This window comes from Streptomyces sp. SM10, from assembly GCF_002910915.1.
Lineage (GTDB): Bacteria > Actinomycetota > Actinomycetes > Streptomycetales > Streptomycetaceae > Streptomyces.
The window spans coordinates 71,925-94,812 of the sequence record NZ_NEUF01000177.1; the positions used below are offsets into that span (position 1 = coordinate 71,925).

At 71.6% G+C, this 22,888-nt stretch carries 24 protein-coding genes; 6 read left to right on the forward strand and 18 right to left on the reverse strand.

Going from position 1 to position 22,888, the window contains the following annotated elements:
- Window positions 1-12: 12 nt before the first annotated feature.
- The 8 genes from B9S57_RS29655 to B9S57_RS29690 all read right to left on the reverse strand — a co-directional run bounded on the left by B9S57_RS29655 (window position 13) and on the right by B9S57_RS29690 (window position 9,295).
- The gene (locus B9S57_RS29655; protein ID WP_014153933.1) at window positions 13-255 is read right to left on the reverse strand and encodes a hypothetical protein; all 243 of its coding nucleotides are present in this window, start codon (window positions 253-255) and stop codon (window positions 13-15) included.
- Window positions 252-1,754 (reverse strand): Asp-tRNA(Asn)/Glu-tRNA(Gln) amidotransferase subunit GatA, encoded by a 1,503-nt coding sequence (gene gatA, locus B9S57_RS29660; RefSeq protein ID WP_103760256.1) that lies wholly within the window; start codon window positions 1,752-1,754, stop codon window positions 252-254. Before gatA ends, B9S57_RS29655 begins: the two co-directional genes overlap by 4 nt.
- 5 nt (window positions 1,755-1,759) lie before the next feature.
- Window positions 1,760-2,056, reverse strand: a complete 297-nt coding sequence (gatC, locus tag B9S57_RS29665; protein WP_014153935.1) for an Asp-tRNA(Asn)/Glu-tRNA(Gln) amidotransferase subunit GatC — start codon at window positions 2,054-2,056, stop codon at window positions 1,760-1,762.
- A gap of 198 nt (window positions 2,057-2,254) precedes the next feature.
- On the reverse strand, window positions 2,255-4,390 hold the full coding sequence (locus B9S57_RS29670) for a bifunctional diguanylate cyclase/phosphodiesterase (protein ID WP_103760257.1): 2,136 nt from the start codon (window positions 4,388-4,390) through the stop codon (window positions 2,255-2,257).
- Between the two features lie 316 nt (window positions 4,391-4,706).
- Window positions 4,707-6,902 carry an NAD-dependent DNA ligase LigA gene (gene ligA, locus B9S57_RS29675; protein WP_103760258.1) on the reverse strand — a complete coding sequence of 732 codons (2,196 nt, stop codon included), beginning with the start codon at window positions 6,900-6,902 and terminating at the stop codon, window positions 4,707-4,709.
- A 39-nt stretch (window positions 6,903-6,941) separates the two neighbouring features.
- On the reverse strand, window positions 6,942-7,967 hold the full coding sequence (locus B9S57_RS29680; protein ID WP_103760259.1) for a methionine synthase: 1,026 nt from the start codon (window positions 7,965-7,967) through the stop codon (window positions 6,942-6,944).
- Window positions 7,968-8,050: 83 nt separating this feature from the next.
- The gene (locus tag B9S57_RS29685) at window positions 8,051-8,740 is read right to left on the reverse strand and encodes an SDR family oxidoreductase (protein ID WP_103760260.1); all 690 of its coding nucleotides are present in this window, start codon (window positions 8,738-8,740) and stop codon (window positions 8,051-8,053) included.
- Window positions 8,741-8,755: 15 nt separating this feature from the next.
- A complete protein-coding gene (locus B9S57_RS29690; protein ID WP_103760261.1) occupies window positions 8,756-9,295 on the reverse strand; it encodes a TIGR00730 family Rossman fold protein in 540 nt (179 codons plus the stop codon).
- A gap of 65 nt (window positions 9,296-9,360) precedes the next feature.
- Between B9S57_RS29690 and B9S57_RS29695 the strand changes: the two genes are divergently transcribed.
- Together B9S57_RS29695 and B9S57_RS29700 are read left to right on the forward strand one after the other, a co-directional pair.
- On the forward strand, window positions 9,361-9,696 hold the full coding sequence (locus tag B9S57_RS29695; protein ID WP_103760262.1) for a DUF427 domain-containing protein: 336 nt from the start codon (window positions 9,361-9,363) through the stop codon (window positions 9,694-9,696).
- A gap of 61 nt (window positions 9,697-9,757) precedes the next feature.
- Window positions 9,758-10,558, forward strand: a complete 801-nt coding sequence (locus B9S57_RS29700) for an alpha/beta fold hydrolase (RefSeq protein ID WP_103760263.1) — start codon at window positions 9,758-9,760, stop codon at window positions 10,556-10,558.
- Between the two features lie 105 nt (window positions 10,559-10,663).
- On the opposite strand, the gene mnmA is transcribed toward B9S57_RS29700, so the two are convergent.
- Window positions 10,664-11,797 carry a tRNA 2-thiouridine(34) synthase MnmA gene (gene mnmA / locus B9S57_RS29705; protein WP_103760264.1) on the reverse strand — a complete coding sequence of 378 codons (1,134 nt, stop codon included), beginning with the start codon at window positions 11,795-11,797 and terminating at the stop codon, window positions 10,664-10,666.
- A gap of 61 nt (window positions 11,798-11,858) precedes the next feature.
- Here mnmA and B9S57_RS29710 point away from each other — a divergent pair, with 61 nt between their 5' ends.
- Window positions 11,859-12,545 carry an N-acetylmuramoyl-L-alanine amidase gene (locus tag B9S57_RS29710; protein ID WP_103760265.1) on the forward strand — a complete coding sequence of 229 codons (687 nt, stop codon included), beginning with the start codon at window positions 11,859-11,861 and terminating at the stop codon, window positions 12,543-12,545.
- Here B9S57_RS29710 and B9S57_RS29715 read toward each other — a convergent pair.
- Window positions 12,538-13,707, reverse strand: coding sequence for a cysteine desulfurase family protein (locus B9S57_RS29715; protein ID WP_103760266.1), 1,170 nt, complete (start codon window positions 13,705-13,707; stop codon window positions 12,538-12,540). The two genes, B9S57_RS29710 and B9S57_RS29715, sit on opposite strands and share 8 nt — an antisense overlap.
- A 484-nt stretch (window positions 13,708-14,191) precedes the next feature.
- On the opposite strand from B9S57_RS29715, the gene B9S57_RS29725 reads away from it, so the two are divergent.
- On the forward strand, window positions 14,192-14,785 hold the full coding sequence (locus tag B9S57_RS29725) for a TetR/AcrR family transcriptional regulator (RefSeq protein ID WP_103760268.1): 594 nt from the start codon (window positions 14,192-14,194) through the stop codon (window positions 14,783-14,785).
- Window positions 14,786-14,821: 36 nt separating this feature from the next.
- Here the strand turns inward: B9S57_RS29725 and B9S57_RS29730 are convergent, their stop codons facing one another.
- Both B9S57_RS29730 and B9S57_RS34760 read right to left on the reverse strand, forming a co-directional pair.
- Complete coding sequence (locus B9S57_RS29730; protein WP_103760269.1) at window positions 14,822-15,208, reverse strand: hypothetical protein; 387 nt, start codon at window positions 15,206-15,208, stop codon at window positions 14,822-14,824.
- Window positions 15,209-15,224: 16 nt separating this feature from the next.
- On the reverse strand, window positions 15,225-15,380 hold the full coding sequence (locus B9S57_RS34760; RefSeq protein ID WP_181011527.1) for a hypothetical protein: 156 nt from the start codon (window positions 15,378-15,380) through the stop codon (window positions 15,225-15,227).
- 104 nt (window positions 15,381-15,484) lie between these two features.
- Here B9S57_RS34760 and B9S57_RS29735 point away from each other — a divergent pair, with 104 nt between their 5' ends.
- On the forward strand, window positions 15,485-16,108 hold the full coding sequence (locus tag B9S57_RS29735; RefSeq protein WP_103760270.1) for a TetR family transcriptional regulator: 624 nt from the start codon (window positions 15,485-15,487) through the stop codon (window positions 16,106-16,108).
- Between the two features lie 9 nt (window positions 16,109-16,117).
- A complete protein-coding gene (locus tag B9S57_RS29740) occupies window positions 16,118-16,951 on the forward strand; it encodes an alpha/beta fold hydrolase (RefSeq protein WP_103760271.1) in 834 nt (277 codons plus the stop codon).
- On the opposite strand, the gene B9S57_RS29745 is transcribed toward B9S57_RS29740, so the two are convergent.
- The 6 genes from B9S57_RS29745 to B9S57_RS29770 are packed head-to-tail and all read right to left on the reverse strand — an operon-like array spanning window position 16,923 to window position 22,887.
- Complete coding sequence (locus B9S57_RS29745; RefSeq protein ID WP_103760272.1) at window positions 16,923-17,894, reverse strand: YafY family protein; 972 nt, start codon at window positions 17,892-17,894, stop codon at window positions 16,923-16,925. The two genes, B9S57_RS29740 and B9S57_RS29745, sit on opposite strands and share 29 nt — an antisense overlap.
- A 21-nt stretch (window positions 17,895-17,915) precedes the next feature.
- A complete protein-coding gene (locus B9S57_RS29750; RefSeq protein ID WP_103760273.1) occupies window positions 17,916-18,782 on the reverse strand; it encodes a thioesterase family protein in 867 nt (288 codons plus the stop codon).
- A gap of 51 nt (window positions 18,783-18,833) precedes the next feature.
- Window positions 18,834-19,505 carry a trimeric intracellular cation channel family protein gene (locus B9S57_RS29755; RefSeq protein ID WP_103760274.1) on the reverse strand — a complete coding sequence of 224 codons (672 nt, stop codon included), beginning with the start codon at window positions 19,503-19,505 and terminating at the stop codon, window positions 18,834-18,836.
- 18 nt (window positions 19,506-19,523) lie between these two features.
- Window positions 19,524-20,801, reverse strand: a complete 1,278-nt coding sequence (locus tag B9S57_RS29760) for an ABC transporter ATP-binding protein (protein WP_258036696.1) — start codon at window positions 20,799-20,801, stop codon at window positions 19,524-19,526.
- A 14-nt stretch (window positions 20,802-20,815) separates the two neighbouring features.
- On the reverse strand, window positions 20,816-21,901 hold the full coding sequence (locus B9S57_RS29765) for an ABC transporter ATP-binding protein (protein WP_103760276.1): 1,086 nt from the start codon (window positions 21,899-21,901) through the stop codon (window positions 20,816-20,818).
- Window positions 21,898-22,887 carry an ABC transporter permease gene (locus tag B9S57_RS29770; protein WP_103760277.1) on the reverse strand — a complete coding sequence of 330 codons (990 nt, stop codon included), beginning with the start codon at window positions 22,885-22,887 and terminating at the stop codon, window positions 21,898-21,900. Before B9S57_RS29770 ends, B9S57_RS29765 begins: the two co-directional genes overlap by 4 nt.
- Window position 22,888: the final 1 nt, after the last annotated feature.

Below are 22,888 nucleotides of genomic sequence, written 5' to 3' on the forward strand. Positions count from 1 at the left end.
AAACTTTCCCTCTCAGCCCAGCAGGACGTCGTCGTCGCCGAGACGCTTGAGTTCGCGGTAGAGGATCGCCAGACCGGTGACGATCGCGGCGGCCGAGACGGCGGCGTCGATCAGCCGGAGGGTGTCGTTGTCCTGGCGGGCCATCTTCACCTGCTTGTAGACGCTGAGCGCACCGAAGGCGGTGGTACCCATGGACACGTAAGCGCCGGTCTTGGACTTCTTGAAGTTCTTGGCCTTCTTAGCCATTGCACTCATAGCGACGGAGCCTCCTCAAGCAGCGGGTGTCCCCACCTTTCCACGAAGGCGGCCTCGACGGCGGCTCCGACCTTGTACAGCCGGTCGTCCTTCATGGCGGGGGCGATGATCTGCAGCCCGACCGGCAGGCCGTCCTCCGGGGCCAGGCCGCAGGGAAGCGACATGGCGGAGTTGCCGGCGAGGTTGGTCGGAATGGTGCACAGGTCCGCGAGGTACATCGCCATCGGGTCGTCGGCGCGCTCGCCGATCGGGAAGGCGGTGGTGGGCGTCGTCGGCGAGACGATGACGTCCACCAGCTCGAACGCCTTCTCGAAGTCCTGGGTGATGAGGGTGCGGACCTTCTGCGCCGAGCCGTAGTACGCGTCGTAGTAGCCGGAGCTGAGCGCGTACGTACCGAGGATGATGCGGCGCTTGACCTCGTCGCCGAAGCCGGCCTCACGGGTGAGGGCGGTGACGTCCTCGGCGGAGCGCGTGCCGTCGTCGCCGACCCGCAGCCCGTAGCGCATGGCGTCGAACCGGGCGAGGTTCGAGGAGCACTCGGACGGCGCGATCAGGTAGTACGCCGAGAGGGCGAGGTCGAAGGACGGGCAGTCCAGCTCGACGATCGTGGCGCCGAGGGACTTCAGCAGTTCGACGGACTCGTTGAACCGCTGGACGACGCCGGCCTGGTAGCCCTCGCCCGCGAACTGCTTGACGACACCGACGCGCATGCCCTGGACGGAGCCGCCCCGCGCTGCCTCGACGACCGGCGGGACCGGTGCGTCGATGGACGTCGAGTCCATCGGGTCGTGTCCGGCGATCACCTCGTGCAGCAGCGCCGCGTCCAGGACCGTACGGGCGCAGGGTCCGCCCTGGTCGAGGGAGGAGGAGAAGGCGACCATGCCGTAGCGGGAGACGCCTCCGTAGGTGGGCTTGACGCCGACGGTGCCGGTGACGGCGGCGGGCTGGCGGATGGAACCGCCGGTGTCCGTGCCGATGGCCAGCGGCGCCTCGAAGGAGGCCAGCGCGGCGGCGGAGCCACCGCCGGAACCGCCCGGGATGCGGGTGAGGTCCCAGGGGTTGCCGGTCGGTCCGTAGGCGCTGTTCTCGGTGGAGGACCCCATGGCGAACTCGTCCATGTTGGTCTTGCCGAGGATGACGACGTCGGCCGCCTTCAGCTTCGTGGTGAGGGTCGCGTCGTACGGCGGGACCCACCCCTGAAGGATCTTGGAACCGACGGTGGTCGGCATGTCCCGGGTGGTGAAGATGTCCTTGAGCGCGAGCGGGACGCCGGCCAGCGGGCCGAGCTTCTCACCCGCCTCCCGCTTGGCGTCGACGGCGCGGGCCTGCGCGAGCGCGCCCTCGCGGTCTACGTGCAGGAAGGCGTGGACCTTCTCGTCGACGGCGTCGATCCGGGCCAGGTGGGCCTCGGTGACCTCGACGGCCGTCAGCTCGCCGGAGGCGATCTTCGCGGCGGTCTGGGCCGCGGTGAGCGTGATGATGGTGCTGATGTCCGTCATGGCTGTTAGTCCTCCCCCAGGATCTGCGGCACCTTGAAACGCTGCTGCTCCTGGGCCGGGGCGCCGGAGAGCGCCTGCTCGGGGGTGAGCGACGGACGGACCTCGTCCGCGCGCATGACGTTCGTCAGCGGCAGCGGGTGGGAGGTCGGCGGTACGTCTTGGTCGGCGACCTCGGAGACGCGGGCGACCGCGCCGATGATGTCGTCGAGCTGACCGGCGAAGTGCTCGAGCTCTTCGCCCTTCAGCTCCAGACGCGCCAGCCGGGCGAGGTGGGCGACCTCCTCGCGCGTGATGCCAGGCATGCAGCGATCCTCAGGGTTTGGTGTGTGGTTTTGGCCCAATCCTATGGGGTCGCCGGAGGCCTCCGCGGCGAGCGGCTGCGGTCCGCTCACCGATTGAGGACAAAACGGCCACGGCCCGCCTGCCCGTGCACCCTCGCGCCAAGGCCCGTGCACCATCCGGCGGTGGCCCGAGCGTCCACAAGCCACGGCCGTGAGTCCTCAGGCCGTGGCCGGGCCCGGGTTCAGTGCGCGCCCGGCGGGCCTGTGGTCCAGTTCGGGCGCGGCCTCCGGGACCTGCAGCTCCGATGGGCGCCGCCAGCCGTGCTCGCCCCGGGCCCGCAGCCAGGCGGTCGTCTCCTGCGGCGGCATCGCGGCGGCGACGAGCCACCCCTGCACCGCGTCGCAGTGCAGGTCGCGCAGCCGCTCCCAGGTCTCGTCGTCCTCGACGCCCTCGGCGACGACGATCAGCCCCAGCGAGTGGGCCAGGTCGATGGTGCAGCGGACGATCTCCGCGTCCTCGTTGTCCACGGCCAGCCGTGCCACGAACGAGCGGTCGATCTTGAGTTCGCTGACGGGGAGCTTCCGCAGGTGCACGAGGGATGAGTAGCCGGTACCGAAGTCGTCGAGGGACATCTTCACCCCGTGTCCGGTCAGTCCGGCCAGGGTGTCGGCGGCCCGCTGCGGGTCCTCGAGCAGGACGTGCTCGGTTATCTCCAGTTGCAGCGCACCGGCCGGAACACCGTGCCGGGCGAGGCGAGCCGCGACGCTGCCCGCGAACCCGGGGGTGTGGACGTCGCGGGGCGAGACGTTGACGGCGACGGGGACGAACAGGCCCTGCGCCCGCCACCGGGCCACCTGGGCCAGCGCCGTCTCCAGCACGTACTCGGTGAGGTGCGGCATCAGGCCGGAGGATTCCGCGATCGCGATGAACTCGTCCGGGGGGACCCGGCCGCGCTCGGGGTGCACCCAGCGTACGAGCGCCTCGAGACCGGCCACCTGACCGTCGAAGCGGACCTTCGGCTGGTAGTGGAGTTCCACCTCCTGGGCGTCCAGGGCGCGGCGCAGGTCACCGAGCAGACCGAGCCGGTCCGGGGTGTTGCTGTCCCGCTTCGACTCGTACACCTCCACACCCGTACGGTCGCGCTTGGCCTGGTACATGGCCACGTCCGCCCGCCTGAGCAGCCCTTCGGCGTCCAGCGCGTGGTCGGGGTGCACGGCGACGCCCGCACTCGCCTCCAGCACCAGGGTGAGCCCGTCGAGGTCGAGGGGCGAGGAGAGCGCGGCGACCAGGTGGCGTGCGACGCGCTGGGCGCTGGTGGTCGAGTCCGCGGTCGGCAGCAGCACGGCGAACTCGTCCCCTCCCAGCCGCGCGGCCTCCGCGCCCCGCGGCAGGGCGAGCCGCAGCCGCTCCGCGATCTGGAGCAGGAGCCGGTCCCCGGCCAGGTGACCGAGGGTGTCGTTGACGGCCCGGAAGCGGTCGAGGTCGATGAGGACGAGGGCGGAGCGGGTGCCGGTGCCGTCGGCCTCCTCCAGCGCCGTCCACGTCCTCTCCAGGAGCCACTGACGGTTGGGCAGGCCGGTCAGCGGGTCCCGCAGTTGCTCCTCGGCCCTGGCGCGGGCGATCCAGAGCGTGGAGTCCAGGGCGATCAGCGGGACGGCGAAGAGCGGCAGCAGCACGGGCATGGCCGACGCCACCACGCAGATCAGCGGCGCGATACCGAGCAGGGCGACGGCGAGGAGCCCCTGGCGCAGCAGAGCGGTGCGGGCGATCGTCGGCAGCCCGCCGCTCTGGGAGGCCCTGGCGTACCAGAGCAGGACACGGGTCACGAGGAGATACGTACCGGCGGCGAGCAGTACTTCCGGTAAGGCGTCGATGCCCCAGTGGAGTGGCCGCCAGGGCGTCTCGACCGTCGGCACGTCACCGAAGGCGGAGAGGACGAGCGCGGCCGCCCCCACGCCGAGTATGTCCACCGCCCCGTGCAGCAGTCCCTGCCACCACCGGTGGCGCCTGGCGGTGCCCACGAGCACCACCACGACGAGGCTGACCAGTCCGGCGGCCACCCATCCGTAGAGCAGTAATACGGAAAGGGTGAGGGCGGCACCGGAGCCGGTACCGCCCCACCACCGGTCGCGTCCGAGCGCGACGAGGTGCCCCACGATGATCCCGGTGAGCACGGCGAGCGACCAGCCCGCGGTGCCGGCGGGGAAGAGCGCGTGTCCGTCGTCGACCGTCCGGTAGAACCCGGTCGCGAGCTGCACCGTGGCGACCGCCACGACGACGGCGCCCACTTTTGACGTGAGGCCCACGAAACCTTGCAGCCGCGACACCGTTGCGGCGCTCTCGGTCGGTTCCATTCCGTCCCTCTCACAGCCGGCGGTGCCGATGTCCCACGGTGGCCCCCGCTCCCATGCCACCACGACCCGAATCCCACCACGCGGCCGGGCACGGCAGGTGCTCGTTCAACAGTAGGCCGCCGAGGGCCGCCGCGGGCAGCGCTCTGCAGGTCTTGCCCGAATGCGGACCTGACGCCCCCCTCGGTCTGATATGCGCCGAACGGGTGACGTCCGCGGGCCGGAACGGGTCCCCGGGCCCCGCTCCCGTCGGCCTCGCCCGCTTACTTCCCCTCCCGGCCCCGGTCACGCGCCGAACGGCGTCTCGATCGCGCCTCGATCAGGCCTCGGCGGGAACAGCGGCCTCCCTGGCCGCATCCGGCCCCTCCTCGAGCAGCACGGCGAAGCCGTCCTCGTCGAGAACGGGGACCTTCAGCTGCATCGCCTTGTCGTACTTGGAGCCCGGGTTGTCGCCCACCACCACGAACGAGGTCTTCTTCGAGACGGATCCGGTGACCTTCGCCCCGCGGCTCTGGAGGGCGTCCTTCGCGCCGTCCCTGGTGTGCGTCGCCAGCGTGCCGGTGACCACGACGGTGAGCCCTTCCAGGGGCCTCGGGCCCTCGTCGTCGCCGGCGCCCTCGTCCTCCATCCGGACCCCGGCCTCCCGCCACTTGCGCAGGATCTCGCGGTGCCAGTCCTCGGCGAACCACTGCTTGACGGAGGCGGCGATGATCGGCCCCACCCCGTCCGCGGCGGCCAGCTCCTCCTCGGACGCCTCGTCGATCCGGTCGACGGACCGGAACTGCCGGGCCAGCTCGACGGCGGCCACCGGCCCCACGTGCCGGATGGAGAGCCCGGTGAGGATCCGGGCGAGCGGGGCCTGTCTGGCCGCCGCGATGCCTTCCAGCATGGCGAGGGCGTTCTTCCTCGGCTCGCCCTGCTGGTTGGCGAAGACCGTGGCGATCTTCTCCTCGCCGGTCTTCGGGTCGCGCTTGGGCAGACCGCTGTCCGTGTCCAGGACGTAGGCGCGGATGGGCAGCAGCTGCTCCACCGTCAGCCCGAAGAGGTCCCCCTCGTCCAGCAGGGGCGGCTCGGCGGGCTCCAGCGGCTTGGTCAGGGCCGCGGCGGCCACATAGCCGAAGTGGTCGATGTCGAGACACTTGCGGCCAGCGAGGTAGGCCAGGCGCTCACGCAACTGTGCCGGGCAGGAACGGGCGTTGGGGCAGCGGAGGTCGATGTCGCCCTCCTTCATGGGGCGCAGCGCCGTCCCGCACTCCGGGCATTCGGACGGCATGACGAACTCCCGCTCGGCGCCGTCGCGCAGGTCGACGACCGGCCCGAGGATCTCCGGGATGACGTCGCCCGCCTTGCGGAGCACCACCATGTCGCCGATGAGGACCCCCTTGGACTTCACCACGCTCTGGTTGTGCAGGGTGGCGAACTCGACCTCCGAGCCCGCCACCTCGACCGGCTCGACCTGGGCGTAGGGCGTGACCCGGCCGGTGCGCCCGACGCCGACACGGATGTTGACCAGCTTGGTGTTGACCTCCTGCGGGGCGTACTTCCAGGCGATCGCCCAGCGGGGGGCGCGCGAGGTGGAGCCCAGCCTGCCCTGGAGGGGGATCTCGTCGAGCTTGATGACGACGCCGTCGATCTCGTGCTCGACGGACTGGCGGTTCTCACCGAAGTAGGCGATGAACTCCCGCACCTCGGCGAGGGACCCGACCACCTTGTTGTGCTCGGCGGTCGGCAGGCCCCACTCCCTCAGCAGGTCGTAGGCCTGGGTGAGCCGGTCGATGTCGAAGCCCGCACGAGCGCCGATGCCGTGCACCACCATGTGCAGCGGGCGGGTGGCGGTGACCTTGGGGTCCTTCTGCCGCAGGGATCCCGCAGCGGCGTTGCGCGGGTTGGCGAAGGGTTTGTCGCCGGCCTCGACCAGCCGGGCGTTGAGCCCTTCGAAGGCCTCCATGGGGAAGAAGACCTCGCCGCGGATCTCGACGAGCTCGGGAACGCGGTCGCCCTTGAGGCGGAGCGGGATCTCACCGATCGTACGGACGTTGGGGGTGATGTCCTCCCCCGTCCGGCCGTCGCCGCGGGTCGCCGCGCGGGTCAGCCTGCCGTGCTCGTAGGTGAGGTTGACGGCGAGGCCGTCCACCTTGAGCTCGCACAGGAAGTGGTATCCGCCCCCGCCCACGTCCCTGGCGACGCGCTCGGCCCAGGCCGCGAGCTCCTCGTCGTCGAAGGCGTTGTCCAGGGAGAGCAGGCGCTCCCGGTGCTCGACCGAGGTGAATTCCGTGGTGTAGGGCCCCGCGACCTTCTGCGTCGGCGAGTCGGGGGTGCGCAGCTCGGGGTGCTCGTCCTCGATCGCCTCCAGTGCGCGCATCTGCCGGTCGAACTCGGCGTCGTCGACGACCGGCTGGTCCTTCACGTAGTACCGGAAGCGGTGCTCCTCGATCTGCTCGGCGAGGAGCGCGTGGCGTTCCCGCACCTCCGCCGGTACTCCGGTCAGCTGCTGCCCCTGCTGTTCGCCGGCCATCGCCTGTTCCTCCCTTTGCCCCGTTGACTCCACGACCCGTTACTCAGGGTTGTCCGCGAGCGACTTCGCCGCACGGGCGCAGTGGGCGAGCGCAGCGCGCGCGTACGCGGGTGACGCTCCCGCCAGCCCGCAGGACGGGGTGATCACGACCGATTCACCGAGAGTCCCCGGATTCAGCCCCAGCCTGCTCCACAACGTCCTGACCTCCTTGACGCTACCGCCCGGGTCCGACAATGCGGTCGAGGCGGCGTCGAGACCGGGAACCACGCCGAGGAAGAGCTGGGTGCCGCCCTCGGCGGCCTCCCCGATCGCCTCCTCCTCACGCTCGGTGAGCAGGGAGAAGTCGAAGGAGACGGCGCCGGCCCCGGCACGGCGCAGCAGCGCGAAGGGCACCTCGGGGGCGCACGAGTGGACGGCGGTGAGCCCTGTGCCGTTGACCGCGAGGAGCTCGCGCAGGGTTCCCTCGACGATCTGACGGTCCACGGCGCGGTAGGTGCGGTAGCCGCTCGCCGACCTGACCCGCCCCTGGAGGACGGCGGTCAGGGAGGGTTCGTCGAGCTGGAGGACCACGTCGGCACCGGGGACCCTGCGCCGTACCTCGGCGAGGTGGGAGCGCAGTCCCTCCGCCAGCGAGCCCGCCAGGTCACGGCAGGCCCCCGGGTCGCCGAGCATGGCCTCGCCGCCCCGCAGTTCCAGCCCGGCGGCAAGGGTCCACGGGCCCATGGCCTGGACCTTGAGCAGTCCCTCGTAGCCCTGGGTGAACTCCTCCAGCGCGTCGAGGTCCTCGCCGAGCCAGGAGCGCGCCCGGCGGGTGTCGCGGCCCGGGCGGTCGCTGATCCGCCAGCCGCTGGGTTCGACATGGCCGTACATCTCGACGAGCAGGCCGACGGTCCGCCCGGTCATGTCCGCGCCGGGACCCCGCGCGGGCAGCTCCGCCAGATGCGGCATGCCCCGGCCGTCGGCGAAGGACCCGGTGACGGTCTTGGCCGCCTCCCGTGCGTCTCCCCCCGGCATGGACCCGATCCCGGTGGCTGCACTCGCGCTGAACCCGCTCTTCTCACTCACGCGGAAAGCCTACGGGTCCGGTGGGCGGGCTCCCGGCGGGCCGGGGGCGTGCCCCTCGGGCCGGTCCCCCGGCGCCGGGGGTCTCAGCGGCCGGGGCGGACCGTCAGGTCGTTGATCTCGGCGTCCCGGGGCAGATCGAGCGCGAGCAGGATCGTGGTGGCCACCGACTCCGGGTCGATCCAGCGGGAGGCGTCGTACTCCTTGCCCTCCTGCTGGTGGACCTTGGCCTGCATCGGGCTGGCGGTGCGGCCGGGATAGACGCTGGTGACCCTGACCCCGTTGCCGTGCTCCTCGTGGCGCAGCGAGTCGGCGAGCGCCTTGAGCCCGTGCTTGCTCGCGGCGTACGCGCCCCATTCGGCGTGGGCCGCGAGTCCGGCACCGGAGTTCACGAAGACGACCTGCCCCTGGGCGACGCGCAGTTGGGGCAGGAGCAGGCGTGTCAGCTCGGCCGGGGAGACGAGGTTGGCGTTGAGCTGGAAGTGCCAGGCCTTGGGGGTGAGGTCGCCGACCGTGCCGAGTTCGACGACCCCCGCGATGTGCAGCAGCGAGTCGAGGCGTTCGGGCATCGCCTGCTGCCCGAACGCCCAGGAGAGCCGGTCGGGGTTGCCGAGGTCGCCGACGAGGGTGCGGGCGCCGGGGTGGAGCGCGGCCAGTTCCTTGGCGCGTCCCGCGTCCCTCGCCAGGAGCACGAGTTCGTCGCCGCGCTCCAGCAGGCGGCGCGCGACGGCCGCGCCGATGCCGGAACCGGCGCCGGTGATGAGATGAGTAGGCATGGACTCATGCTCGCATCACTGCAGGCCGGCCGACTCCTCCAGGTGGGCGAGCGCGCCGACTCCGTCCTTGGCGAAGAAGACCAGTTCGGTGAGCGGGAGCGGGAGGAATCCCTCGTCCTCCATGCGCAGGAACTGCTGGTGCAGCCCGTCGTAGAAGCCGGCGGTGTTCAGCAGGACGACGGTCTTGCCGTGCTTGCCGTGCTTCTTCAGCTCCAGGATCTCCGTCGCCTCGTCGAGCGTGCCCGTGCCGCCCACCATGATCACGATGGCGTCGGACCTCTCCAGGAGCAGCGCCTTGCGCTCGGCCAGGTCCTTGGCGATCACCATCTCGTCGGCGTTCGTCCGCGCCTTCGCCGCCAGGAAGTCCACCGACACCCCGACGAGCCGCCCGCCGGACTCCTGCACACCGTCGGCGACGACCTTCATGAGGCCGCTCTCCGACCCTCCCCAGACGAGGGTGTGCCCGGCCCTGCCCAGCAGTTCGGCGAATTCGCGGGCGGGCACGGTGTAGCGGTCGTCGAGGTCGGCGGCGGAGAGGAAGACGCAGATGTTCATGAGGCCACGGTACGACCGGCGCGGGCCCCGGGAAGAAACAGCCCTGCCGGACGGCTGAAGTGGATATGACCTCCACCACTGGACACACCATCACCGTCGGACCCGGCGCCGCGCACGTACGCGCGGTGCACGACGGGCAGGTGATCGCCGAGAGCCGCCACCCGCTGGTGCTGCGCGAGACGGGCTGCCCCGACCGCTACTACCTGCCGCCCGAGGACGTCCGCACCGAGCTGCTGACCCCCTCGGACACACGTACGCACTGCCCCTTCAAGGGGGACGCGTCGTACTGGTCGCTGCCCGGTGCCGAGGACCTCGTCTGGGCCTACCCGGAGCCCTTGGACCAAGTCGCCGCGATCAAGGACCACTTCTGCTTCTACGCCACGGAGGTCGTCCCCGGCTGACCGTCAGAAATACTTCCCGGTGCGGCGATGAGTTCCGTGAGGCGCGGCAGTCCACCCTCACATGGACAAGACTCTCTCCCGCGACGGCACGTCGATCGCGTATCGCCGCCGCGGTGACGGGCCGCCGGTGATCCTCGTCGGCGGGGCCCTGAGCACCGCGGCGGACGAGGCGCCGCTGGCCGCTCTGCTTGCGTCGCGCTTCACGGTCGTCACGTACGACCGCCGGGGGCGCGGCACCAGCGGCGACGGCGGACCGTACGCGCTCCGCCGTGAGATCGAGGACCTGGCGGCCGTCGCGGCGGCCGCGGGCGGACGCGTCTCGCTGTTCGGCATGCTGTCGGGCGGGGCGCTGGCCCTGGAGGCGAACGCCGCGGGGCTGCCGGTGGACCTGCTCGCGGTCTACGAGCCGCCGTACACCCCGGGGGCCACCGGACTGCTCCACACGTCGCGCTGCACGGCGCAGCTGCACCGGCTCCTGGCGGCCGGGGACCGGGGCGGCGCCGTCGAGCTGTACCTGTCCCGGACGGGAGTGCCGCAGGAGACGATCGCCCGGATGCGCCGGGCCCCGCTGTGGTCCGGCCTGGAGGCGGTGGCGCACACCCTCGCCTACGACGACGCGCTGCTGGGGGACGGTTCGGTCCCCGCGGCGCGATTCGCCTCGGTCACGGCACGCACCCTGGTGGTGACCGGCGGCTTCAGCACCGCGCAGGCCCAGGAGACGAGCCTCGCGCTCGCGGCCGCCGTCCCCCGGGCCAGGCACCGCACACTGACCGGGCAGACCCGCGAGCTGGCACCCCATGCGATCGCGCCGGTCCTGGCGGACTTCTTCGCCAGGGACGTGTTCGCCGGCCGGCCGACCTGAGCCCGCCGCGCCGCCGCGTCCGTACAGGGGTCGGACGCCGCGGCGGGGCGTACGCGGCATCCCGTGGAGGACGGGTGGAGGGGAGGGGAGGGACAGACCCGGCCCTCAACCGCCCGCCGTCGCCCTCTCCTTGCGGACCGTCGTCGCGATCGTCGCCGAGCCCACGACCCGCGTGCCGTCGTACAGCACCACCGCCTGGCCGGGGGCGACGCCCCGGACCGGTTCGGTGAAGGTGACCGACAGGGTGGCGTCGACGAGCTCCGCGGTCACCTCGGTCTCGCCGCCGTGGGCGCGGAGCTGGGCGGTGTACGTGCCGGGGCCGGACGGCGGGGTGCCGCACCAGCGGGGCTTGATGGCGGTCAGGGCGGTGACGTCGAGGGCTTCGACCGGGCCGACCGTCACGGTGTTGTTCACCGGGGAGATGTCCAGGACGTAGCGCGGCTTGCCGTCGGGGGCGGGGTGGCCGATGCGCAGGCCCTTGCGCTGGCCGATGGTGAAGCCGAAGGCGCCCTCGTGGGTGCCGACCTTCGCGCCGTCCTCGTCGAGGATGTCGCCCTCGGCGGGGCCGCCGAGGCGGCCTGCCAGGAAGCCCTGGGTGTCGCCGTCGGCGATGAAGCAGATGTCGTGGCTGTCGGGCTTCTTGGCGACCGCGAGGCCCCGCCGCTCGGCCTCGGCCCTGATCTCGTCCTTCGTGGTGAGGGTGTCACCGAGCGGGAACATGGCGTGGGCGAGCTGCTTCTCGTCCAGGACGCCCAGGACGTAGCTCTGGTCCTTGGCCATGTCCGAGGCGCGGTGCATCTCCCGGGTGCCGTCGTCGTTCAGTACGACGGTGGCGTAGTGGCCCGTGCACACGGCGTCGAAGCCGAGCGCCAGCGCCTTGTCGAGCAGCGCGGCGAACTTGATCTTCTCGTTGCAGCGCAGGCAGGGGTTGGGGGTGCGACCCGCCTCGTACTCCGCGACGAAGTCGTCCACGACGTCCTCACGGAAGCGTTCCGCCAGGTCCCAGACGTAGAACGGGATGCCGATGACGTCCGCCGCGCGGCGGGCGTCCCGGGAGTCCTCGATGGTGCAACAGCCGCGGGCGCCCGTACGGAAGGACTGCGGGTTCGCGGAGAGGGCGAGGTGCACACCGGTCACGTCGTGGCCTGCCTCGGCGGCTCGGGCCGCCGCGACGGCGGAGTCGACTCCGCCCGACATGGCGGCGAGCACACGGAGGGGGCGCTGGGAGGTCTGAGTCATAGCTCCACCAGAGTACGGGGCGCCGGGAACGGAATGCTCGCCGATAAGCGTTGATGAGCACATGGGGAACAACGGGAGTGCCGGCGGATCGGGTAAAAGACCCGGTCAGGGCATCAGTCGGCGCTCGCTGCTGATCGGTGGCGGTGTCGCGGCGGCGGGCACGGCCGTGCTGGCCGCGGAGGAGATCCGGCGCGTGTGGTGGCGGGTGCCGGGCGTGGAGAAGCCGCGCAAGCCGGGAGAGCTCGACTACACCCCGGCCCGGTGGATCGCGGCCTCCGAGGGGAACTGGCGCCGCGCCGACCGCCCCGACGACTACGGCGTGGACCGGGTGATCATCCATGTCACCCAGGGCAGCTACGCGAGCGCGGTCAAGGTCTTCCAGGACCCGGCCCACCGGGCGGCGACGCACTACATCGTGCGGCAGGACGGCCGGGTGACCCAGATGATCCGTGAGCTGGACGTGGCGTACCACGCGGGCAACCGCTCGTTCAACGAACGCAGCGTCGGCATCGAGCACGTGGGTTTCGTCGACCGCCCGCAGGACTTCACGGCCGAGATGTACGAGTCGTCCGCACGGCTGACGGCCTCGATATGCAGGCGGTACGGCATCCCGATGGACCGTGAGCACATCATCGGTCATGTGGAGGTGCCCGGCACGGACCACACCGATCCCGGACCGCACTGGGACTGGCCCCGCTACATGAAGCTGGTGCGCGCGGCCTCCACGTCCGGGGCACTCGCTAGCTGAGCCCCGCCGTCCTGGCCCGCTCGACGGCGGGACCGATCGCCTTGGCGACCTCCTCGACGTCCCGGGCCGTGGAGGTGTGGCCGAGCGAGAAACGCAGCGTGCCGCGTGCCAGGGCGGGGTCGGTGCCCGTGGCCAGCAGCACATGGCTGGGCTGCGCGATGCCCGCGGTGCACGCGGAGCCGGTGGAGCACTCGATGCCCTGGGCGTCGAGCAGCAGCAGGAGGGAGTCCCCCTCGCACCCGGGGAAGGTGAAATGCGCGTTGACGGGCAGCCGCCCGCCGGGGGCGGGGTCGCCGCCGAGGAGCGCGTCGGGGACGGCCTTCAGGACGGCCGCGGCCAGTTCGTCCCTGAGCGCGCCGATCTCACGGGCGAAGTCCTCGCGTCGGTCGGCGGCATGCCGCCCCGCCACGGCGAAGGCCGCCACGGCGGGTACGTCGAGGGTGCCGGAGCGCACATGGCGCTCCTGTCCGCCGCCGTGCAGGACCGGTACGGGGGTGTGGTCGCGCCCGAGCAGCAGCGCGCCGATGCCGAACGGGCCGCCGATCTTGTGTGCGCTCACCGTCATCGCGGCCAGCCCGGAGCGGGCGAAGTCGACTTCCAGCTGCCCGAACGCCTGCACCGCGTCGGCGTGCATGGGGACACCGAACTCGTCTGCCACTTCTGCCAGTTCACGTATCGGCATGATGGTGCCGATCTCGTTGTTGGCCCACATCACGGTGACCAGCGCCACGTCGTCGGGGTCCCGGGCGAGCGCCTCGCGGAGTGCCTCCGGGTGCACCCGTCCATGGGCGTCGACCGGGAGGTACTCGACGGTGGCGCCCTCGTGCTCGGCCAGCCAGTCCACCGCGTCGAGGACCGCGTGGTGCTCCACCGGGCTGGCGAGGACACGGGTGCGCCGGGCGTCGGCGTCGCGACGTGCCCAGTAGAGCCCCTTCACGGCGAGGTTGTCCGCCTCGGTGCCGCCGGAGGTCAGGACCACCTCGCTGGGGCGCGCGCCGAGCGCGTCGGCGAGGGTCTCTCTGGACTCCTCGACGGTACGGCGGGCACGGCGCCCGGCAGCGTGCAGGGAGGACGCGTTACCGGTGACGGCGAGCTGCGCGGTCATCGCCGCGATCGCCTCCGGAAGCATCGGCGTGGTCGCGGCGTGGTCGAGGTAAGCCATGGTGGTGACGATTCTACGAGCCCGGGGGGCGGCGCGTGCCGGGCGCATCGCACCACGGGCCGCGCGGGCGTCTCCGGCCGGTGCCGGCCGCCTCCGGGGCGGGGTCGCGGACGGTCAGGAGCGGCGCTCGGGTCCCGAGGCGGCCCACCGTCGCGACGCCTCTCCCGCGAGCGAGGGCAGCACCTGTTCGACGGCGACGTCACACCCCTGGTGAACCGCCGGGAACACGCGCCCCATGACGCTCGGGCCGAGCCGGCCCGCGAGTGGAATCCCCCGGTCTGCCGAGGATCCTCCGCCTCCGGGGGCCTGGCCCACTGCCTGCCGGATCCCCCACTCCCGCACCGCCTCCCCCGTGACGTGCCCTGTCCTTTCCGCGGGAAGTCCGACCGGTGGATACTGGAAGCGGAAGCACTTTCCAGAAAAACACTCTAGAAAAATCACCGCGGAAACCCTCCGCCGCACGACCCACAGGGACGGCCACTCGATGAGCCCCAAGCAGCTTCGCGGGGAAGTCACGTCCGACCTGCTCCTGGACGCCGCGCTGCGCGTGTTCGTCGAGTCGGGCGAGCAGGGGCTCACGGTCAACGCCGTCATCCGGGCCAGCGGCGTCAGCCTGGGCAGTCTCTACCACCACTTCGGCAGCCTCGACGGCCTGATCGGCACCCTCGGTCACCGCTGGCTGGGCAGGCTGCTGGGCGGACTGGCCGAGGCCATGCAGGGCGCGGGCACCGCGCGCGCGGGAATCGCCGGCGTCGTGGACGCCTACCTGGCGTTCGTCCGGGAGCATCCCGGCCCCGCGCTGCTGCTGCACTCCCCGCTCGCCGACCGCAAGGGCATGGCGCAGGGAAAGGAACTCCGCGACGCGCAGGAGGCCAGGGTCTCGGCGATGGGGAGCTGGGTGGCCCTGTACGTGGACTCCGGGGAGCTCGCCCCCCTCCCGCTGCCGTTGATCGAGTCCCTGGTCCTGGGTCCCGTCGTCGCCGTCGCCCGCCGGTCGCTGTCGGGTATCGACGACGTCGACCTCGACGAGGCGGCGCGCCTCCTCCCGGAGCAGATCTGGCGGTCGGTCCGGGCGTAGCCCCGGAAAGGGCGGACCCGCGCGGCCAGGACCCACTCAGCCGGCGAGGCTCCAGGAGACCGTGCCGTTGGCCGTGACCAGGACGGCGAGGACGACCAGGTCCGCGATCCCGAGGCCCAGTCCGAGCAGGGCGCGGCCGCGCCGGGCGGTGGAGCGGGCGAGGGCGAGCAGCGCCATCACGATGGCGACCGGCCCGAGCACGATGTTCATCACCAGGAGGCCGAGCAGCCCCAGCACGAAGGAGGCGACGGCGAGCCCGTCGGCCTCCCGGGTGACCGGCCGGGCACCGGGTGACGGCGTGCGGGCGGACGGCGTACTGGTGGAACCGGCGCCGAGAGAACCGGCGTCGGCGGAACGGGCGTCGGCGGAACGGGCGTCACGCGCAGCGGCGCGTGCGGTGGTGAGTGCGGTGGTGAGTGCCATGACGTGGACTCCTTCCTCAGCGGGTGCGGCGGGCGAGACGTTCACGGGCAGCGAAGACCGCCAGCCAGAGGCCGATCACGGCGGCGGCGGCCAGGGTCACGGGGAGCGGGAGGTGCGCAACCGCTCCGAGGACAACCCCCAGCAGGAGCAGGGCGGCGACGAGCACGAACATGTCCGGCCTTTCTGCGAGCTTTGAGAGCACGACTGTTCACTGACTTATGAGTCTAGACCCTGCACCCCTTCCAAGTCTCGGAGAACGGTTGTTTACTGAATGGCATGAGTCACACCATCGGCATCCGCCAGGCCCAGAAGCTGAAGACGCGTCAGGCGCTGCTCGACGCGGCACTGGAGCTGCTGGAGCACCAGAGCCTCAGCAGCCTGGGCCTGCGCGAGGTGACACGGGCCGTGGGAGTGGCCCCCACCGCCTTCTACCGCCACTTCGACGGCACGGCGGCCCTGGGCGTCGCACTCGTCGAGGAGACCCTGGGGAGCCTGCACGGCATGATCGGCGCGATCCTCGCCGACACCGGGGACAGCGAGGAGCGGCTCGACCGCAGCGTCGGGCTGATAGCCCGTCATGTCACCGCACAGCCGGCGCACTTCCGCTTCATCGCCCGCGAGCAGCACGGCGGTGTCGGCCCGGTGCGCGAAGCCATCGCCGCCCAGCTGCGCGGCTTCGCGGAGGAGGTCGCCCATGTTCTCGGCGCGGAGCCGGGGGCGGAGGGGTGGGAGCGGGAGGACCTGCTGATGCTGGGCGGGCTGTACGTCGACCACATGGTGCTCACCGCGTCGGCGCTGCTGGACGCCGGACCGGAGGGCGAGCGGGAGGTCGTCCGGGTGGCGCGGCGCCGGCTGCGCCTGGTCACCCTGGGCCGGACCCACTGGCTGGACAGGCCGTAGGGTCGCGTCATGAGCGACTGGACGCTGGACCGGACCTTCACCGGCTCCTCGGGCGAGGTGCGCTGGGCGGCACTGGGCCCAAAGGACGCCCCTCCCCTGGTCCTGGTGCACGGCACCCCCTTCTCCTCGTACGTCTGGCGGGGCATCGCCCGGGGGCTGGCGCAGGACCACCGGGTGTACGTCTGGGACCTGCCGGGGTACGGCGCCTCCGCGCAGTACGCCGGCCAGGACGTGTCGCTGCGCGCCCAGGCCGTGGTGCTCACCGAGCTCCTGGACCACTGGGGGCTGGAGGAACCGGCCGTGGCCGCCCATGACTTCGGAGGCTGCGTCGCCCTGCGCGCCCGCCTCCTGCACGGCGCCCGCTACCGGCGCCTGGCCCTCGTCGACCCGGTGGCGCTGGCCCCGTGGGGCTCACCCGCCTACCGGCTGCTCGGCGGCCGGGCCGAGGTCTTCGGGGAGCTGCCGCCGGACCTCCACCGGGCGCTGGTCACCGAGTACGTCGGCTCGGCCAGCCACCGGGGCCTGCACCCGGCGGTGCTGGACCGGCTCGTCGACCCCTGGTGCACCGAGGCCGGGCAGCCCGCGTTCTACCGGCAGATCACCCAGAACGACCAGCGGTACACCGACGAGGTCCAGCACCGCTACGGAGAGCTGGACCTGCCCGTGCTGATCTGCTGGGGCACGGACGACACCTGGATCCCGGTCGCCCGCGGCCATGAGCTGGCCGGGATGATCCCCGGCGCCGAACTGCGCCTGATCGAGGGAGCCGGCCACCTCGTCCAGGAGGACGCGCCCGCCGAACTCACCGCGGCGCTCACCCGTTTCCTGCGTACAGCTCCGTGACGGCGGCCGCGGCCCCGGCGAGCACGCGGCGGGCCTCGGGGGGCGCCAGCACTTCGAGATGCGGGCCGAAGGAGAGCAGGGAACGCGCCCACGCGAGCTCGGGCACGGCCAGCCCGGCCAGCAGCCACTCCCCTCCGGACCCCTCCTCCGGCTCCGGCCTGCCGGTCAGCACGCCCGCGTGGAGTCGCACGAAGAGGTCCAGGCGGGAGCGGTGGACGCGCACCCGCAGCCGTACGTCCCCCGGCCGCTCCTCGACCTGACGGCGCAGCTCCTCCCAGACCTCGGCGGGCTCCACGCCGTCCCTGCGCACCACGGGCTCCCCCGTGAGGACCGCCCGCCGCACCCGGTCCGCGCGGAAGAGCCGTGGTGCGCCGTCCAGGTCGGCGGTCAGGTACCAGACGCCCGCCTTCACGACGAGGCCGTACGGGTCGACGGTGTAGACGCGCGGGGTGTCCGTACCGCTGTGCCGGTAGTGCAGCAGCAGCCTCCGGTCGGCGAAGACCGCATCGTGCAGCTCACCCACGTCGACGGCCGCCCGCGGTCCACTCATCCAGCGGACCGGGTCCACCAGGATGCGGCGGCTGGTCCGTTCCGCGACGGGCCGGTGCGGGGCCGGGAGGGCGGCCATCACCTTCCGCAGCGCGGAACCGAGCGCGGCGTCCAGCCCGAGCGCCGCGTGGGCCCCCTGCGCCGCGAGGACGAACAGGGCGCGCGCCTCGTCGGCGGTGAGCCCGGTGACGTCGGTGCGGAATCCCGGCAGCAGCGCGATCCCGCCGTTCCGCCCGCGTTCGGTGTAGACGGGCACCCCGGAGGCGGAGAGCGCCTCGACGTCCCGGTAGATGGTGCGTACGGAGACTTCGAGGCGCTCGGCCAGCTCGGCGGCGGGGACCAGACCGCGGGTCTGGAGGAGCAGCAGGACGGAGAGCAGCCGGTCGGACTTCACCGCACCATGATGACGCGGAGGTCAGCCGCGCGGTGCGCGGGCCAGCTGGCGGGACTGGGCGACGAGACGGTCGGAGCTGTCCCAGACGTCCGCGTCCTCCTCCAGGAAGCCGCCCGCGAGGTTGCGGGTGGTGATGGAGACGCGCAGCGGTCCGGGGGCCGGGCGGCAGCGGATGTGGGTGGTGAGCTCGACGGTGGGCGTCCAGCCTTTCAGCCCCAGCTCGAAGGAGGTCGGCGGCAGGGCGTCGACGGTGAGCAGCAGCGAGAGCGGATCGGCGTCGCGGCCGTCCGCGAGCCCGAACCAGCCCCGCATCTCCCCCTTGCCCGAGGGCGCGCCCACGGCCCAGCCGACCGTCGCCGGGTCGAGCTTGATGTCGAGCCGCTCGGTGATGGCGGAGCTGCCGGGGATCGGCGCCGTCCCGTCACTCGCGCCGAGGCACCGGTCCAGGGGCGGGATCGCCGGAGGACGGGCGGTCGTGCGGATCTCGCCGGTCAGGCCGTCCAGGTCGCCGTAGGTGGCCAGCACCCGGATGCGCTCGACCTCCGAGCCGTCCTGCGCGTACTGGAAGAGCGAGGCCTCGCCGGTGGACAGGGTCCGGCCGGTGCGGACGACCTGGGTGCGGATCACGGCGGGGCCGGGCACGGAGGCCGTGAGGTAGTGGGCCGAGACCGAGAAGGGGTCGGGGTGCGGGAGCGCCTCGCCCAGCGCCCGGCCCAGCATGGCCAGCAGGTAGCCGCCGTTGACCGCGTGGATGATCGTCCACCCCGCGGAGAGCTCCGCGTCGTAGACGCCTTCCTCCCGGAGTGTGACCGCGGTGTCGCGGTCGAACTCGCTGTCACCGATGGTCGCCCGTACTGCCCGCGACTCCTGCGCTGCTGCCTGTGCCATGGCATGCACCGTACACCGATCGTATTACTGAGCGGTAGCTTTTTGTTGTCGTCAGATGACGGCCGGGCTCTCCTCCTCCGTGGCCGACCGCCTGTTGTAGGCGCGCGGGGCCCGCCAGTGGAAGCGCATGGCCAGCAGCCGCAGGACGAACGCGGTGATCACCGCCGTGCCGCTGGTGTAGGCGTTGAGGACGTCGAACCGGATGCAGAGGACCACCATGACGGCGCCGACGATCGCGGGCACGGCATACAGGTCGCGGTCCCAGCGCAGCAGCGAGGGCACCTCGTTGGCGAGGACGTCGCGCAGCACACCGCCGCCGACCGCGGTGGCCAGACCGAGAACAGCCGAGGAGGTGAGGCCGAGGCCGTACTCGTACGCCTTGATCGTGCCGGACACGCAGAAGAGCCCCAGCCCCGCGGCGTCGAAGACGTTGACGCCGACCTGGATGCGCTCCACGTGCGGATGCAGGAAGAAGACCAGGCCGGCGGCGACCAGCGGGGGAAGGAAGTACCCGAGGTCGGTGAAGGCCGCGGGAGGGATCGCGCCGATCATCACGTCACGGAAGATCCCTCCGCCCAGCGCTGTCACCTCGGCGAGGACCGCGATGCCGAAGACATCGAAGTTCTTGCGTACGGCGAGCAGGGCGCCCGAGATCGCGAAGACGAAGATTCCGACGATGTCGAGCGCATGCTGGACGGAGGGGGTGAAGAGTTCGATGAGCACCGGGCAATTGTGCCGGTACTACCCCTTCGGCTCATCCTCCGCGGTCGTGGACGGTGCGGCGGAAGCCTCACCGCGCTGGCCGGGCTCGGCCGACGCGACAGCCTCGTCCGAGGCAACAGCCTCGTCCGACGCGGCGGGCTCCTCCGACGCGACCGGCTCGGCAGCTGCCTCCGGCTCCACGGGGGCGGCGGACTTCCCGGCCGGCTCCGCGGCACCCGTCGACTTCACCGTGATGACGTCCACGACGAGCGGCGCGTCCCCCGGCGCCTGGTCATCGCCGTTCTCCGGGTGGTGGCAGGCCACCTGGTGCCCGGTCTTCAGCTGGAGCAGGGGCGGCTCGGTCGTCCCGCAGATCTGCGTCGCCTTCCAGCACCTGGTGTGGAAGCGGCAACCGCTCGGCGGCGAGATCGGCGACGGGACGTCGCCCTTGAGCAGGATGCGCTCGCTCTTCGCGCCCCGCCGACGCGGGTCCGGCACCGGCACCGCGGACATGAGCGCCTTGGTGTACGGGTGCATGGGCGCCGCGTACAGCGACGAGCGGTCCGCCAACTCGACGATCTTGCCCAGGTACATGACCGCGATCCGGTCCGAGACGTGACGGATGACCGACAGGTCGTGGGCGATGATCATGTAGGTGAGGCCGAGCTCGTCCTGGAGGTCGTCCAGCAGGTTCACCACCTGGGCCTGGATCGACACGTCCAGCGCCGAGACCGGCTCGTCCGCGACGACGAGCTTCGGCTTCAGCGCGAGTGCCCGGGCGATTCCGATGCGCTGGCGCTGGCCGCCGGAGAACTCGTGCGGATAGCGGTTGTAGTGCTCGGGGTTGAGCCCCACGAGCTCCAGCAGCCGCTGCACCTCCGCCTTCACGCCGCCCTCGGGCTTCACGCCCTGGAGCCGGAAGGGGGTGCCGACGATCCCGCCGACCGTGTGGCGCGGGTTCAGCGAGCCGTACGGGTCCTGGAAGATCATCTGGATGTCGCGCCGCATCGGCCGCAGCCGTCCGGCCGACATGTGCGTGATGTCGCGCCCCTGGAACTCGACCGTGCCGCCCGTCGGTTCCAGCAGGCGGGTCACCAGCCGTCCCATGGTCGACTTGCCGCAGCCGGACTCGCCGACGACGCCGAGGGTCTCCCCGGGGCGCACGTCGAAGGTGAGCCCGTCCACGGCCCGGACCGCCCCTACCTTGCGCCGCAGCACACCCTTGGTGATCGGGAAGTGCTTGACCAGGCCTTCGACCTTGAGGAGCGGCTCGGACCCGGACCCGTCCGACCCGGCCGCGGGAGACGCGGGAGTCATCTTGTCTCGATCAGTCACAGCTTCGGCGCAATCTCTTCGGTCCAGATCCGGTCGCGCTGCTCACGCGACATGTGGCACGCGGAGTAGTGCCCGTCGCTGACCAGCTGCAGCTCAGGACGCTCGGTGCGGGTGATGTTGTCCTTCGGGACGTCGGCGTACGGGCAGCGCGGGTGGAAGGCGCAGCCCGACGGGACGTTGATGAGGCTGGGCGGCGAGCCCTTGACGGGGATGAGCCGCTCGGTCTGCTCCCGGTCGATCCGCGGCATCGAGCCGAGCAGCCCCCAGGTGTAGGGGTGCTGAGGCTCGTAGAACACCTTCTCGGCGCTGCCGCGCTCGATGCAGCGTCCCGCGTACATCACGAGCAGGTGGTCCGCGATCTCGGCGACGACGCCGAGGTCGTGGGTGATCATGACGACCGCGGAGCCGAACTCCTTCTGGAGATCGCGGATGAGGTCGAGGATCTGCGCCTGGACGGTGACGTCGAGGGCGGTCGTCGGCTCGTCGGCGATGAGCAGCTGCGGGTTGTTGACCAGGGCCATCGCGATCATCGCACGCTGGCGCATGCCGCCGGAGAACTGGTGCGGGTAATCGTCGTAGCGACGGTGCGGCTCGGGGATCCCGACACGGTCGAGCATCTCGATCGCGCGCTTCTTCGCGGTCTTCTTGTCGGCCTTGTTGTGGACCCGGTGGGCTTCGACGATCTGCGCGCCGATGCTGTAGTAGGGGTGCATGGCCGACAGCGGGTCCTGGAAGATCATGGCCATCTTCTGGCCGCGGAGCTTCCGTACGCGCTCGGGGCCGGCGCCGATGAGCTCCTCGCCGTCGAGCCAGATCTCCCCGCCGATCCGTGCGCGCTCCGAGGTGTGCAGGCCCATGATCCCCAGCGAGGTCACGGACTTGCCGGAGCCGGACTCGCCGACGATGCCGAGGGTCTGGCCGGCCTTCAGGTCGAAGCTGACGCCGTCGACGGACTTGACCAGGCCGTCGTCGGTGTCGAAGTGGACGCTGAGGTTGCGCACGGACAGGAATTCCCGGTCGTCGCCGGACCGCGGGGCCGGAACGTCCGCCACCGGGGAGTCCTTCTTGATTGCGTCGCTCATGAGAGCCTCACCCGGGGGTCGATCGCGGCGTACACGAGGTCCACCAGCAGGTTGCAGATGACGATGAAGAAGGCGGCGACGAGCGTCACGCCCATCACCTTGGGCAGGTCGGCCTTGGTCACGCCTTCGATGGCCATGGCGCCCATGCCCTGGAAGGAGAAGACCCGTTCGGTGATGACCGCGCCGCCGAGCAGGAGCGCGAAGTCCATGCCGAAGATGGTGATGAGGGGGGTGAGCGCCGAGCGGAGTCCGTGCTTGACGACGACCTTGCGCTCCTTGAGCCCCTTGGCCCGGGCGGTTCTGATGTAGTCCTCGCTCATCGTCTCCAGCATCCCCGCTCGGGTGAGCCGGGCGTAGAGCGCCGAGTAGAGGAGGGCGAGCGTGCACCAGGGGAGCACCAGGGCCCCGGCCCACTCGGCCGGGTTCTGGGTGAAGGGCACGTAGTCACCGTTGCCGAACAGCGCCAGCACGGCGAGGCCGGTGAAGAACATCGGCAGCGAGACACCCGCGAGGGCCACGCCCATGGAGAGGCGGTCGAAGACCGATCCCCGCTTCAGGGCGGACACCACACCGGTCGCGACACCGGAGATCACCCAGAGGACGGCCGCACCGACGGCCAGCGACAGCGTGACCGGGATGCGGTCGGTGATCTGCGGCCAGATCTCGGTGTGGGTCTTGAAGGAGTAGCCGAAGCACGGCGCGTGGCAGGTGACCGGCTCGGGTCCGAACTGGTATTCGGCGCCGACGACGATGCCCTTGACGAAGTGCCAGTACTGCAGATAGAGGGGCTGGTCGAGCCCCAGGTTCTTCTTGACCGCGGCGATGACGTCGGGATCGGGACTCTTCCCGACGTACTGGGCGGCCATCGAGTCGACGGTCTGGCCGCCGAGCCGGGGAACGAGGAAGAAGATCGCGAACGTGACTGCGCTGACCACCAGCAGCAGCAACACCGCGGCGAATACGCGTCGAATGATGTACGCAGCCACA

Coding starts and splice junctions, on each gene's coding strand:
- B9S57_RS29740 (WP_103760271.1), top strand. CDS start 16,118: ATGAGCGACTGGACGCTGGACCGGACCTTCACCGGCTCCTCGGGCGAG.
- B9S57_RS29670 (WP_103760257.1), bottom strand. CDS start 4,390: ATGGAACCGACCGAGAGCGCCGCAACGGTGTCGCGGCTGCAAGGTTTC.
- B9S57_RS29695 (WP_103760262.1), top strand. CDS start 9,361: ATGACCTCCACCACTGGACACACCATCACCGTCGGACCCGGCGCCGCG.
- B9S57_RS29735 (WP_103760270.1), top strand. CDS start 15,485: ATGAGTCACACCATCGGCATCCGCCAGGCCCAGAAGCTGAAGACGCGT.
- B9S57_RS29655 (WP_014153933.1), bottom strand. CDS start 255: ATGAGTGCAATGGCTAAGAAGGCCAAGAACTTCAAGAAGTCCAAGACC.
- B9S57_RS29765 (WP_103760276.1), bottom strand. CDS start 21,901: ATGAGCGACGCAATCAAGAAGGACTCCCCGGTGGCGGACGTTCCGGCC.
- B9S57_RS29725 (WP_103760268.1), top strand. CDS start 14,192: ATGAGCCCCAAGCAGCTTCGCGGGGAAGTCACGTCCGACCTGCTCCTG.
- B9S57_RS34760 (WP_181011527.1), bottom strand. CDS start 15,380: ATGTTCGTGCTCGTCGCCGCCCTGCTCCTGCTGGGGGTTGTCCTCGGA.
- B9S57_RS29715 (WP_103760266.1), bottom strand. CDS start 13,707: ATGGCTTACCTCGACCACGCCGCGACCACGCCGATGCTTCCGGAGGCG.
- B9S57_RS29750 (WP_103760273.1), bottom strand. CDS start 18,782: ATGGCACAGGCAGCAGCGCAGGAGTCGCGGGCAGTACGGGCGACCATC.
- B9S57_RS29760 (WP_258036696.1), bottom strand. CDS start 20,801: ATGACTCCCGCGTCTCCCGCGGCCGGGTCGGACGGGTCCGGGTCCGAG.
- B9S57_RS29685 (WP_103760260.1), bottom strand. CDS start 8,740: ATGCCTACTCATCTCATCACCGGCGCCGGTTCCGGCATCGGCGCGGCC.
- B9S57_RS29700 (WP_103760263.1), top strand. CDS start 9,758: ATGGACAAGACTCTCTCCCGCGACGGCACGTCGATCGCGTATCGCCGC.
- B9S57_RS29730 (WP_103760269.1), bottom strand. CDS start 15,208: ATGGCACTCACCACCGCACTCACCACCGCACGCGCCGCTGCGCGTGAC.
- gatA (WP_103760256.1), bottom strand. CDS start 1,754: ATGACGGACATCAGCACCATCATCACGCTCACCGCGGCCCAGACCGCC.
- ligA (WP_103760258.1), bottom strand. CDS start 6,902: ATGGCCGGCGAACAGCAGGGGCAGCAGCTGACCGGAGTACCGGCGGAG.
- mnmA (WP_103760264.1), bottom strand. CDS start 11,797: ATGACTCAGACCTCCCAGCGCCCCCTCCGTGTGCTCGCCGCCATGTCG.
- gatC (WP_014153935.1), bottom strand. CDS start 2,056: ATGCCTGGCATCACGCGCGAGGAGGTCGCCCACCTCGCCCGGCTGGCG.
- B9S57_RS29710 (WP_103760265.1), top strand. CDS start 11,859: ATGGGGAACAACGGGAGTGCCGGCGGATCGGGTAAAAGACCCGGTCAG.
- B9S57_RS29690 (WP_103760261.1), bottom strand. CDS start 9,295: ATGAACATCTGCGTCTTCCTCTCCGCCGCCGACCTCGACGACCGCTAC.